General features: G+C 74.2%; 13 protein-coding genes. 5 read left to right on the forward strand and 8 right to left on the reverse strand.

Annotation, left to right across the window (positions count from 1 at the left end; genetic code table 11):
• Positions 1-207: 207 nt before the first annotated feature.
• The 4 genes from ABD323_RS35750 to ABD323_RS35765 form a co-directional block, all read right to left on the reverse strand.
• Positions 208-945 (reverse strand): phosphoadenylyl-sulfate reductase, encoded by a 738-nt coding sequence (locus ABD323_RS35750; protein ID WP_344446259.1) that lies wholly within the window; start codon positions 943-945, stop codon positions 208-210.
• A complete protein-coding gene (locus ABD323_RS35755; protein WP_344446260.1) occupies positions 926-1,111 on the reverse strand; it encodes a hypothetical protein in 186 nt (61 codons plus the stop codon). The genes ABD323_RS35750 and ABD323_RS35755 overlap by 20 nt, the downstream gene beginning before the upstream one ends.
• Positions 1,108-2,832: a nitrite/sulfite reductase gene (locus tag ABD323_RS35760; RefSeq protein WP_344446261.1), complete on the reverse strand. Its 1,725-nt coding sequence runs from the start codon at positions 2,830-2,832 to the stop codon at positions 1,108-1,110. Before ABD323_RS35760 ends, ABD323_RS35755 begins: the two co-directional genes overlap by 4 nt.
• 188 nt (positions 2,833-3,020) lie before the next feature.
• Positions 3,021-3,104 carry a putative leader peptide gene (locus ABD323_RS35765; RefSeq protein ID WP_329492070.1) on the reverse strand — a complete coding sequence of 28 codons (84 nt, stop codon included), beginning with the start codon at positions 3,102-3,104 and terminating at the stop codon, positions 3,021-3,023.
• Positions 3,105-3,265: 161 nt separating this feature from the next.
• Between ABD323_RS35765 and ABD323_RS35770 the strand changes: the two genes are divergently transcribed.
• The 4 genes from ABD323_RS35770 (at position 3,266) to ABD323_RS35785 (ending at position 8,512) form a co-directional block, all read left to right on the forward strand.
• Positions 3,266-4,687, forward strand: a complete 1,422-nt coding sequence (locus ABD323_RS35770) for a YihY/virulence factor BrkB family protein (protein WP_344446262.1) — start codon at positions 3,266-3,268, stop codon at positions 4,685-4,687.
• Positions 4,688-4,932: 245 nt separating this feature from the next.
• On the forward strand, positions 4,933-6,099 hold the full coding sequence (gene rsgA / locus ABD323_RS35775) for a ribosome small subunit-dependent GTPase A (RefSeq protein ID WP_425556275.1): 1,167 nt from the start codon (positions 4,933-4,935) through the stop codon (positions 6,097-6,099).
• 150 nt (positions 6,100-6,249) lie between these two features.
• Positions 6,250-6,957: a hypothetical protein gene (locus ABD323_RS35780; RefSeq protein ID WP_344446263.1), complete on the forward strand. Its 708-nt coding sequence runs from the start codon at positions 6,250-6,252 to the stop codon at positions 6,955-6,957.
• Positions 6,958-7,000: 43 nt separating this feature from the next.
• Positions 7,001-8,512, forward strand: coding sequence for an AlkA N-terminal domain-containing protein (locus tag ABD323_RS35785; RefSeq protein WP_344446264.1), 1,512 nt, complete (start codon positions 7,001-7,003; stop codon positions 8,510-8,512).
• A gap of 30 nt (positions 8,513-8,542) precedes the next feature.
• Here the strand turns inward: ABD323_RS35785 and ABD323_RS35790 are convergent, their stop codons facing one another.
• The 4 genes from ABD323_RS35790 to ABD323_RS35805 all read right to left on the reverse strand — a co-directional run bounded on the left by ABD323_RS35790 (position 8,543) and on the right by ABD323_RS35805 (position 11,320).
• Positions 8,543-9,160 (reverse strand): MarR family winged helix-turn-helix transcriptional regulator, encoded by a 618-nt coding sequence (locus ABD323_RS35790; RefSeq protein ID WP_344446265.1) that lies wholly within the window; start codon positions 9,158-9,160, stop codon positions 8,543-8,545.
• Between the two features lie 112 nt (positions 9,161-9,272).
• Positions 9,273-9,935 carry a DUF305 domain-containing protein gene (locus tag ABD323_RS35795; protein ID WP_425556276.1) on the reverse strand — a complete coding sequence of 221 codons (663 nt, stop codon included), beginning with the start codon at positions 9,933-9,935 and terminating at the stop codon, positions 9,273-9,275.
• A gap of 47 nt (positions 9,936-9,982) precedes the next feature.
• A complete protein-coding gene (locus tag ABD323_RS35800) occupies positions 9,983-10,708 on the reverse strand; it encodes a thioredoxin-like domain-containing protein (RefSeq protein WP_344446266.1) in 726 nt (241 codons plus the stop codon).
• 162 nt (positions 10,709-10,870) lie between these two features.
• Positions 10,871-11,320, reverse strand: coding sequence for a hypothetical protein (locus ABD323_RS35805; RefSeq protein ID WP_344446267.1), 450 nt, complete (start codon positions 11,318-11,320; stop codon positions 10,871-10,873).
• Between the two features lie 336 nt (positions 11,321-11,656).
• On the opposite strand from ABD323_RS35805, the gene ABD323_RS35810 reads away from it, so the two are divergent.
• On the forward strand, positions 11,657-11,911 hold a 255-nt coding region (locus ABD323_RS35810; protein WP_344446268.1), incomplete at its 3' end, for a hypothetical protein.

An 11,911-nucleotide genomic window follows, 5' to 3' on the forward strand; every position in this document is an offset into this window, starting at 1 on the left:
CGGTCAGCCACACCGTGGCGCCGCGCTCGCAGGGACCGGCCACGGAGGCCGCCTCTGCGGCTCCCCCGGCTGCCGGGTCGGTGGCTGTGGTGGTCACTTCGTACGCTCCTGGAGACGGTGAAGGGTGGTCGGGTGGCGCGGCCGTGCGGTGGTGCGGCCGTGCGGTGTGCGGTGGTGCGGTGTGCGTGGGTGCGGTTCGGGGGCGACTCAGAGGTGGATGCCGCACTCGGTCTTGCCCGAGTCGGCCCAGCGCCCGGCGCGGCCCTCCTCGCCCTCGCCCGGCTTGCGGGTGCAGGAGAGCGGCGAGCAGCCGACCGAGGTGTAGCCCTCCCAGAGCAGCGGGTTGAGCAGCACCCCGTGGGCGTTGACGTAGGCGTCCACGTCGGCCTGGGTCCAGCGGGCGATCGGGGCGATCTTGACCTTGCGGCGCTTGGCGTCCCAGGCCACCACCGGGGTGTTCGCCCGGCTCGGCGACTCGTCGCGGCGCAGCCCGGTCGCCCAGGCGTCGTAGCCCGCCAGGCCGCGCTGCAGCGGCTCGACCTTGCGCAGCGAGCAGCACAGGTCCGGGTCGCGGTCGTGCAGGGCGGGCCCGTACTCGGCGTCCTGCTCGGCCACGCTCTGCCGCGGGGTCAGGGTGATCACGTTGAGTGGCATGGTCGCGGCGACCGCGTCCCGGGTGCCGATGGTCTCCGGGAAGTGGTAGCCGGTGTCCAGGAAGACCACGTCCACCCCGGGCAGGGCGGTGGAGGCCAGGTGGGCGACGACCGCGTCCTCCATCGAGGAGGTGACGCAGAACCGCCGGCCGAAGGTCTCCGCGGCCCAGCGCAGCACCTCCTGCGCGGAGGCCTCCTCCAGGTCGCGGCCGGCCGCGGTGGCCAGCGCCTCCAGGCGGGCCGGATCGGCCGGATCGGTCAGCCGGTTGGGATCAGTCGCGGTGCTGCTCATCGGTGGCTCCCCCGTTCGACGACGACGACAACAGACCCAGGAACTTCACCTGGAAGGCCCGGCGGCAGGACGCGCACTCCCAGGCGCCGTGCCCGCCGGTCTCCGACGGGCGCAGGTCCTCGTCCCCGCAGTACGGGCAGTAGAAGGGCGCCGCTCGCTCACTCACGACAACTGCTCCTCGCCGGCGCGGGCCGTCCACTGGGCGAAGCGCTCGCCCTCGTGGCGGTCGGCCTGGAAGCGGGTGAGCACGCGCTCGACGTAGTCCGGCAGGCCGTCCTTGGTGACCTTGAGCCCGCGGACCTTGCGGCCGAACCCGGCCTCCAGGCCCAACGCGCCGCCCAGGTGCACCTGGTAGCCCTCGACCTGCTCGCCGTTCTCGTCGGTGACCAGCTGCCCCTTGAGACCGATGTCCGCCACCTGGATACGGGCGCAGGCGTTCGGGCAGCCGTTGATGTTGATGGTCAGCGGCTCGGCGAAGTCGGGCAGCCGCGCCTCCAGCTCGTCGATCAGGGTGCGCCCGCGCTCCTTGGTCTCGACGATGGCGAGCTTGCAGTACTCGATGCCGGTGCAGGCCATCGTGCCGCGCCGGAACGGGGACGGCGTGACCCGCAGGTCCAGCGCCTCCAGGCCGGCCACCAGCGAGGGGACCTGCTCCTCGGGCACGTCCAGCACGAGCATCTTCTGCTCGGCGGTGGTGCGCAGCCGGTCCGAGCCGTGCTCGGCGGCGAGCGCGGCGACCTTGCCGAGCAGCGCGCCGTCCACCCGGCCCACCCGCGGGGCGAAGCCGACGTAGAAGGTGCCGTCCTTCTGCCGGTGCACGCCGACGTGGTCACGCCAGACACCGGTGGGCTGCTCGGGCGCGGGGCCGTCGAGGAGCTCGTACTTGAGGTACTCGTCCTGCAGCACCTGGCGGAACTTGGCCACGCCCCAGTCGGCGACCAGGAACTTCAGACGGGCGCGGTTGCGCAGCCGGCGGTAGCCGTAGTCGCGGAAGATGCCGATCACGCCGCCGTAGACGTCCGCGACCTCCTCCAGCGGGACCCAGGCACCCAGCCGCACACCCAGCTTGGGGTTGGTGGACAGGCCCCCGCCGACCCACAGGTCGAAACCGGGCCCGTGCTCGGGGTGGTTCACGCCGACGAAGGCGACGTCGTTGATCTCGTGCGCCACGTCCAGCTGCGGCGAGCCGGAGATCGCCGACTTGAACTTGCGCGGCAGGTTGGAGAAGTCCGGGTTGCCGATGAAACGGCGCTGGATCTCCTCGATCGCCGGGGTGCCGTCGATGATCTCGTCCTCGGCGATGCCGGCCACCGGCGAGCCGAGGATGACGCGCGGGGTGTCGCCGCAGGCCTCGGTGGTGGACAGGCCCACGGCCTCCAGCTTCTGCCAGATCGCGGGCATGTCCTCGATCCGGATCCAGTGGTACTGGATGTTCTGGCGGTCGGTCAGGTCCGCGGTGCCGCGGGCGTACTGCTGGGAGACCTCGGCGATCGCCTGCAGCTGGGCCACCGTGAGGCGGCCGCCGTCGATCCGCACCCGCAGCATGAAGAACTCGGCGTCGAGCTCGTGCGGGTCCAGGATCGCCGTCTTGCCGCCGTCGATGCCCTCCTTGCGCTGGGTGTACAGACCCCACCAGCGCATCCGGCCGCGCAGGTCCGAGGGGTCGATCGAGTCGAAGCCCCGGTGCGCGTAGATCGTCTCAATGCGTGTCCGCACGTTGAGACCGTCGTCGTCCTTCTTGAACTGCTCATTGGCGTTGAGCGGGGTGAAGTGCCCCATCCCCCACTGGCCCTCACCGCGGTGGCGGGTCACCTTGCGGGCGGCGGCGGCGCGACGCACCGTGGCGTCGGCGGGCCGGGGCTCGACCGGGTCGGGAGTGGTGGCCATGTGAATGTCCTTCGGGCAGGTGGCTCTGGTGGGGGAGTTGGCGCCTTCCCCGGGCTCGGACCTGCTCCGACCTGCGGTTCTTCGACAGGTGGGAAACACGGTGACCTCGACCGAGGGGCGCCCGCTCATCCGCTCGCGGCGGGGATGGCGTATCGGTGGCGCCGGTGCGGTGGTGGCGGCGGGTGGGCTCAGATCACCGGACAGATGGCGCTGGACACGCGAAGGAGATCGACGTGGAGTCGACCTACCAGGGTGGTTCCGGCGCTAGGCATGGCAAGAGATTCGCACGCCGAGCGAGGTGCGGTCCACTAACGTCCAGAATATGGACTCGTTTGTACCGCCTGGCGAGATGCCGTCACGGGTGCCCAGCCTGCGGCGGTCGGACCCCGCCCGCCACGGTCGGGCGAGCGGGCCCGCCCGATACCGTAGTGGTGTGCAACCACCAGGTGAGAGCAGCAGAGCGGACGCGGAGCGGCCGTCGCGGCGACGGGGGAAGGGCGCCCGGCGGGCGGCCCGGCGACCGAGCTGGCGTACGACGGTCTGGGCGCTCCTCAAGGACACCACCAACACCTGCGTGGAGTACCGGGTCACCGGGCTGGCGGCGGAGGCGGCGTTCTTCACCCTGCTGTCGATCCCGCCGCTGCTGCTCTGCCTGGCCGGCACCCTCGGCTACCTCGACGACCTGCTGGGCGCCGGCACCATCCAGAAGCTCCAGCAGGACATCCTGTCGGCGGCCGGCACCGTCCTCTCGCCGTCCTCGATCCAGCAGATCGTCACCCCGCTGCTGGACAGCGTCTTCGCCAACGGGCGCCCGGACCTGATCTCGATCGGCTTCCTGCTCTCGCTCTGGTCCGGCTCCCGGGCGCTCTACATCTTCATCGACACCATCACCGTCATGTACGGCCTGGACGGCAAGCGCGGCATCGTCAAGACCCGCTCGATGTCGCTGGCGCTCTACCTGGGCGCGCTGGTGATCGGCTCGCTGGTGCTGCCGCTGCTGGTCGCCGGGCCCGGCCTGGTGGTGGCGGCGGTGCCCAACATCGCCGGCGTGGTCAGTGCGCTCTACTGGCCGGTGGCGATCCTGCTGCTGGTGGTCTTCCTCACCACCCTCTACCACCTGGCGGTGCCGGCCAGCACGCCCTGGCGCGAGGACATCCCCGGCGCCCTGGTGGCGCTGGGCGTGCTGGTGATCTGCAGCCTGCTGCTGCGCCTCTACCTGGTGCACTCGGTGGAGGGGCCCACCGTCTACGGCTCGCTGGCCGCGCCGGTCGCGGTGCTGCTGTGGATCTTCGTGGTGGCGCTCGCGGTGCTGATCGGCGCCGCCATGAACGCCGCCATAGACCGTCGTTGGCCCAGCGTGGAGACCGCCGACGCGCGCGCCGAGAACGAGCGGGTCAGCGAGCACGCGGCCGCCGCGCTGGTGCGCGAGGTCGGTGCCCGGCGGGCGGCCGAGCGGGCCGCGCGGGCGCGGGTGCTGGGCCTGGCCGAGGGCTTCGAGGAGGAGGGCGAGGAGGGCGACGACGAGGTGCCCTCGGAGTACCCCGAGCGGTGGGCCGACATGCTGGCCCCCACCGACGTGCGCGGCCGCTTCGCCGGGGCGCGCCGGCGGCGCCGCACGCCCCCGCCGCCGCCGGACAGCGACCGGCCCCTGGAGCGGCCGATCGTGCACCACGGCGGACCGCACGAGGTGCGGACCGGTGTGCCGGTGGGCGGCGGCCAGGGCGGGGAGGCCGAGCCGGAGCGGCCGGCCGGGCCGTGGGCCTCGGACGGGCGGTTCCCGGGCGAGCTGGGGCCGGTGGACTCGGCGCTGCCCAACCACCCGCCGCGACCGCCCTGGGACGGGCACCGGCCGTAGCGGGATCCCTCCCGGAAATTCGGATGCGCCGGCGGGGAGGGCTGTTCTAGGCTGCCAGCGCACAGAGACGTTCAGGGCCGTGCTGACCACGGTCCGGGAGAAGAAGCAGGAGGTGGGCCCCATGGCTGTCATCGCGCTCATGGCTGCCCCGCGCAGCACCGGTACCTCCCCCCTCCTCCCGGCCGCCGGCTGACGTTCGCTCAGCCCCCGGGAACCCGCGTCACCTCCCGAAGGGCATCACCGCGTTGCTCAACGCATCCGTTTCCTCCGTCTCCTCCCCTTCCTCCCCGTCGTCCGAGGTCCTCGGCACGCCGCCTTCCGCGGGCCTGTCGTCGTACGGCTGGACGGCCGAGCTCGACGAGCTCTTCGCACCGCTCGCCGAGGCCGGGCTGGTGCCCGGTCGCCTCGCCCGGGTCGACCGCGGCCAGGCCGACGTCGTCGTCGCCGACCCGCTGACCGGCCGGCTGCGCACCGTGCGCGCCGACACCCGTCCGGTCGGCAGCGCCGAGACCGTCGAGAACCCGTGCACCGGGGACTGGGTCGCCCTGGAACCCACCGGCGCCGAGGCCCCGGTGGCCACCGTGCGCGCCCTGCTCCCGCGCGCCACCGCGATCATCCGCAAGGGCGCCGGCAAGCGCTCGGACGGCCAGGTGCTGGCGGCCAACGTCGACACCGTCCTGATCGCCGTCTCGCTGGCGGTCGATCCCGACCTCGGCCGGGTCGAGCGCTTCGTCGCGCTCGCCTGGGAGAGCGGCGCCCAGCCGCTGGTCGTGCTCACCAAGGGCGACCTGGTGGACGACGCCGAGTTCGTCCGCGAGGACGTCGAGCGGGTCGCGCCGGGCGTCACCGTCCTGGTGGTCAGCGCCGAGACCGGCGAGGGCCTGGACGTCCTGCGCGCGTGCCTGGGCGCCACCAGCGCGCTGGTCGGCCAGTCCGGCGCCGGCAAGTCCACCCTCACCAACGCGCTGGCCGGCACCGACGTCATGGTGGTCCAGGGGACCCGGGACAGTGACGAGAAGGGCCGGCACACCACCACCACCCGCGAGATGATCCCGCTGCCCCAGGGCGGCGTGCTGATCGACACCCCCGGCCTGCGTGGCGTGGGCCTCTACGGCGGCGAGGGCCTCGACCAGGCCTTCTCCGAGATCGCCGAGCTCGCCGAACAGTGCCGCTTCCACGACTGCACGCACCAGGCGGAGCCCGGCTGCGCGGTCCTGGCGGCGCTCGCGGACGGCACGCTGCCCGAGCGCCGGATGGACAGCTACCGCAAGCTCCAGCGCGAGAACGAGTGGATCGCCTCGCGCGCCGACGCCCGGCTCGCCGCCGAGCGGGTGCGGGCGTGGAAGGCGGTGAGCAAGTCGGCCCGGGGCAACATCCGTCCCTGGAGCGGCAGCCGCGCGCCGCGGAACTGACGGTCCGCCGGGTCCCTGGCGTCCGTCCCCTGCCCACCCCCCTGCCCGCCGGTGCGCGTTGTCAGTGCCGGCAGGCAGGGTGGTGGTCGGCCGGTGAGGACCGGACGGGTGGCCCCTGGGGCCGTGACCACGCGTGGGCAAGGGGATTCGGTGTCGGTGGAAGAGACGGACGGGCGGCTGGAGTCGGTCGGCGGCTTCACGGCGGGCTGGTTCGCCAGCGACCTCGGGATGTACCGCCCCAGCCGCGGCACCTACCAGCTGTACGCGTACGACAGCCTGCCGCCGCTGGAGCCGGCCCCGTTCACCGGCGACTTCGGGTGGCTGGGCGACCTCGGCGAGCCCGACCCGGGCCAGGAGGAGCCGATCGCCGCGCTGGAGCGGGGGCTGGCCGAGCTGGGACTGACGCTGCCCCGGGACTTCGCCGCCTTCCAGCGCAGCGCCGAGGAGGTCCGGCTGGTGCTGGACGAGGTCTCGGTGACCGCCTGCTGGACAGACGTCTCACTGCCGCTGCCCAGCCCGGTCGAGGAGGGCGCCCGACTGGTCCGCTTCCTGCGCGACCAGCAGGACTGCCTGCTCTGGTACCTCTACCTGCGCCCCGGCGGCGAGGCGTTCGTGATCTGCTCCTACCTCGACTACGCCTACGAGTACGAGGCGCGGGAGGCCGGCGAGGAGACCGGGGTCGACCTTGCGGACCGCGCGCAGCAGCTGGACTCGATCCTGTGGTGCGCGCCCAGCTTCGAGGAGTTCGCCTACCGGTTCTGGGCCGAGAACCGGATCTGGCACGCCCTGCACGGTGCCGGCCCGGCCGCGCTCGGACCCACGCTGCGCAGGTACCTGGCCCACTACGGTGATGTCTGATTTCCGCGAGTAGCGCGGCCGCCGCGGGCGCAGACTGGACGGCGTGATCGATGACGAGACCCGCTACCGCGCCGTGGACAGCCGTGACGCCCGCTTCGACGGGGTGTTCTTCACTGCGGTGAAGAGCACCGGGATCTACTGCCGCCCGAGCTGCCCGGCCGTCACCCCCAAACGCGTCAACTGCACCTTCTACCCGACGGCCGCGGCCGCCCAGGGGGCCGGCTTCCGGGCCTGCCGGCGCTGCCGGCCGGACTCCGTGCCGGGCTCCCCGGAGTGGAACCACCGGGCCGACCTGGTCGGCCGGGCGATGCGGCTGATCGGCGACGGGGTGGTGGACCGGGAGGGGGTGGCCGGGCTGGCCGACCGGCTCGGCTACAGCTCGCGCCAGCTCCAGCGACAGCTGACCGCCGAGCTCGGGGCCGGCCCGATCGCCCTCGCCCGGGCCCAACGCGCCCAGGCGGCACGGCTGTTGCTGCAGACCACCGAGCTGCCGGTGACCGAGGTGGCGTTCGCGGCCGGCTTCGCCTCGGTGCGACAGTTCAACGACACCGTGCGCGAGGTGTACGACCGTACGCCCAGCGGCCTGCGGGCCGAGGCCGGCGGCGCGGGTGAGCGCGGTGCGGGTGGGCGTGGCCGGGCGGCCGCGGCCCCCGCCGTGCCGGGGGCGTTGAGCCTGCGGCTGGCGTACCGCGGCCCCATCGACACCGAGCACCTGCTGGACTTCCTCGCACTGCGCGCCGTCCCGGGCGTGGAGGAGGTGGTCCCGGGCCCCCGCGGCGTGCGCACCTACCGGCGCACCCTGGCCCTGCCGCACGGCTACGCGATCGCCGAGGTCGACTCGCTGGGCACCGCGGCGCGCCCCGACCGGGGCTGGCTGGACTGCCGGCTGCGGCTGGCCGACCTGCGCGACCTGACCACCGCCGTGCACCGGCTGCGCGCCCTGCTCGACCTGGACGCCGACCCGCAGGCGGTGGCCGAACAGCTCGGCGCCGGCCCGCTGGTCGGCCCGGCGGTGGCCGGCCGCCCCGGCCTGCGCTCGCCGGGCCACGTCGACCCGCACGAGCTGGCCGTGCGCGCGGTGCTCGGCCAGCAGGTCACCGTGGCGGCCGCCCGCACGCTGGCCGGCCGGCTGGCCGCCCGCTCCGGCCAGCCGCTGCCCGAGCCGAGCGGCGGCCTGACCGTGCTCTTCCCGAGCGCGGGGGCGCTGGCCGAGGCCGAGTCGGGCGACCTGGCGATGCCGGTGGCCCGCCAGCAGGCCCTGCGCGGCCTCTGCGCGGCGCTCGCGGACGGCACGGTGCGCCTGGACCCCGGCGTGGAGCGCGAACGCGCCGCCGAGCAGCTGCTGGCACTGCGCGGCATCGGCCCGTGGACGGTCGGCTACCTGCGGATGCGCGCGCTGGCGGATCCGGACGTCTTCCTGCCGGGCGACGCCGGTGTGCGGCACGGCCTGCAGCGGCTGGGCCTGCCCGGCGACCCGAAGGCGGCCGCGCGGATCTCGGCGGCCTGGGCACCCTGGCGCTCGTACGCCGTGCACCAGCTCTGGGCGTCGGCGTAACCCCCGGGGCCGAGGAGTCGTGGACGGCCGTCAGGGGGTCGGCGGCGCGCCCGGGGCGCCGACCGGGCCCTCACCCGGGCCGCCGGCCAGCGATCGGGCGAGGCGGTCCAGGGCGGGCAGCGCGGCCATCACCGCGTCGTAGTCGGGGCCGTCGAGGGTGCCCAGGGCGCCGGCGATCCGGCACTCGTGGGCGTGCTGCCAGTCCGCCAACTGCCGGTACCCGGCGGCGGTCAGCGCGATCCGGGCCGTGCGGCGGTCGCCGGGATCGGGCTGCCGGTCGACGAACCCCGCCTCCAGCAGCTTGCCGACCAGCCCGCTGACGGTGTTCGGGGCCAGCCGCTGGCGGGCCGCCAGCTCGCCGACCCGCAGCGGGGCCGCCGCCAGCGTCTGGAGCAGCTCGACCTGGGCCATCGGCAGCGACTCCCACGGGTAGTCGGTGCGGATGCTGCTGCGCAGGGCCCGCCGCAGCCGGGTGACCACGTCGGTCAGCCGCTGGGCCTCCTCGATGGCGCGGGCGCCCTGCGGTACGGCCGACGGCGTCGCCGCTGGGGCCGCCGAGGCCGTCGTCGCGGGCGTCTCGGACTCGGGCGCAGTGGCCGCCTGACCGGTCAACGCGGTCGGGGACGGGGGCTGGGGGTGCGGCGGCATGGGCGACAGCGTAGCGCCAGCGGCCCGGCGTCCCGCCCCGGCACAGCCGTGGGGGCCCTGGCGCAGCGGCCGTCCACGGCCGCCGTGCCAGGGCCCCCACGGGCCCGACCGGTCAGTTCAGCGGGAGGTCGAGGGGCTGCGCCCCGCGCTCCGCGAGCATGCCGGTGATCAGCTGGATCTCGGAGGTCTGGCCGACCACCATGGACTGCGCCAGCCGCTTCTCCGCCGGGTTCTGCGCCAGGTCGACGTACCCCTGCGCCATCTCGACGCCGCCCTTGTGGTGCTGCAGCATCAGTTGCAGGTAGAAGACCTCGGCGTCCTTGCCGCTGAGCGTGCGCAACTGGTCCATCTGCGCGTTGGTCGCCATGCCGGGCATCAGCGAGCCGTCGTGCGCCTGGTAGGGCGCCATCTGCATCCAGGCCATCGGCTTGGCCGGGGAGCTCTGGGTGAGCCCCCACTGGTCCAGCCAGCCCATCATCATGCCCCGCTGGTTCGCCTGGGTGTTGATGATGTCGAAGGCCAGGGTGCGGACCTCGGCGTTGTCGGTGCGGTCCCGGACGGTGAAGGACAGGTCGATGGCCTGCTGGTGGTGCGTCGCCATGTCCCGGGCGAACCCGGCCTCGGGCGAGTCACCGGCCGGCGCGGCCGCCACCGTCCCGGCGGCCGTCGAGCCGCTCGCCAGCAGGGCCGGCACGCCCAGGCAGAGCGCGACCGCCGCGGCGAGCGCGGCCGGCCACCAGAGCGTGCGGCGTCGCCGGGGCGCCGCCTCCCGGATGGCCTCCTGCTCGGCGTCCTGCGGGTCGAGGTCCTTGCGGGCGGCCGTCACTGCATCGCGCCCGAGCTGCAGGACGCGCCCGGCTCCTGGGTCTGCGGGCCCTGGACGTACTTGGTGAAGAACTTCTCCACCCGCGGGTCCTTCGCGCTGTCGACCACCAGCTGGGTGCCCCAGGCGGAGAGCGTCACGGTGCCCTTCTCGGTCGGGAAGGGGCTCATCATCGTGTACGGGGTGGCCTTGACCTTGTCGGACAGCGTCTTGATGTCGTCCGCGGTGGCCTTGTCGTTGTAGGTGACCCAGACCGCGCCGTGCTCCAGCGAGTGCACCGCGTTCTCGTTCTGCACCGGCTTGTCGTAGACGTTGCCCATGCAGGTCAGCCAGACCGGGTTGTGGTCACCGCCGACCGGCGGGGTCATCGGGTACGTGACGGGCGTGGTCACGTGGTTGCGGGTGAGGTTGTCCCAGGTCTGCACGCCGTCGATGGGCGCCTTGGCCGCGGCCACCTGCTTGTCGTGCTTGGCGTTGGCGTTCGTGATGATGTAGACGCCGGCGCCGATGGTGCCCGCGACCAGCACGCCGGCCACCGAGAACGCGATGATCTTCATCCGGCGCTCGCGACGCTGCTCCTCGGCCCGCAGTTGGGCGATCCGCTCGCGGCGGTCGTTGGTCGCCTGCTTGCCGCCGCCCTTGGCCTTCGCCGGGCGGTTGGTGACGAGCGGCTCGCCCTGCTTGCCGTTGTCGGCGTTCTTGTTGGTCTTCGAGGCGGAACCCACGGAAATCTTCCTTGTCCCCGCCGGCGGTCTGCGCACGGCGGAATGAGGTGGTGCGGGGGAGAGGAGACCGCGAGCGACCCGGACGGGGCTCGCGGGGGTTCCGCTCAGGTCCGGTTGACCTGGAGCAGGTGGAGATCGGGGGCGGGCGTCGCCCAGGGCGCGTCACCGACCGGCGGCGCCGGTGGGCCGGCGGGCGGGGGCCGCCGCCACCCCCCCCCCCCCCCCCCCCGCCGGCCCCGGCCCGCCGCCGGCGGGGGCCGCCAGCAACGGCAGCGCGGCCGGGGCCGGCTGCGGCGGGGCGTTGGGGAGCTGGGCGTCCTGGCCGGTGAAGTGGTGGCTGGAACAGCCGCTGCCCGGGCGGGAGTCGGACGAGGCGGACGAGCACCAGGTCAGCGAGTCGGCGAGCAGGCCGTCGGCGGCGGCCTTCGCGGCCGCGCCGGCCTTGGCCGGGACGGCGGAGGCGGGCGCCTGCGCGCTCGCCCGCGCTGTCGCGTGGGCGTGCGGGGTCGCGGTGGGCGTGGCCGCGGGAGTGGCGGCGCGGGCCGACCCCGCGCACGGCAGGGCCACCAGCAGGGCCACCAGGAGACCGACCAACGGAAGGACCAACGACACGCCCGAGGGGCGGTCCGCGGCTGCGGTGCTCCCCGGGGTGGGTCGGACAGGTCCTGGCGCGGTCATGCGCACATATTAATCAGCCGAACGGGGGAAGCGGTCCCCCTCCTCTGTCCTCATTTTGGGATTAATCAACGGACTGGCGTGCGGTTCTCCGCCCAACGGGCCCCGGGGGGCCAGTCCGCGCCATCCTGCGCAAACCCCGGACAGCGGCCCCGGGCGTGGAGAGAATGACGAGGTGGACCGCTCCTTACCAGCCGACCCGACCGACCGGCGGGCGACCCCTTCCCCACCGAGTGACGGTACGCACGCACCCCACCGACGAGGAGCCGGCAGATGACCAACCAGGGCGCGCCCGCACAGCAGCAGCCGGCGGACGAGTGGTGGACCCGGGTCTACGAGGGGCCGGCGGGCACCCTGCCGGACACCCCGGCGGCCGAGGCGGGCGACGGGAGCGTGGACGACTGGTTCGACGCGGTCGCCTCGATCGTCGGGCCGGTGGCGGAGGCGGAGGCGGAGGCAGCGGAGGTGGAGGAGGCGGTGGCCCGGTCGGCGGCCTCCCGGGCGTCGGTGATCAACGGCTCACCGCGC

Source organism: Kitasatospora nipponensis, from assembly GCF_039528135.1.
GTDB lineage: Bacteria > Actinomycetota > Actinomycetes > Streptomycetales > Streptomycetaceae > Kitasatospora > Kitasatospora nipponensis.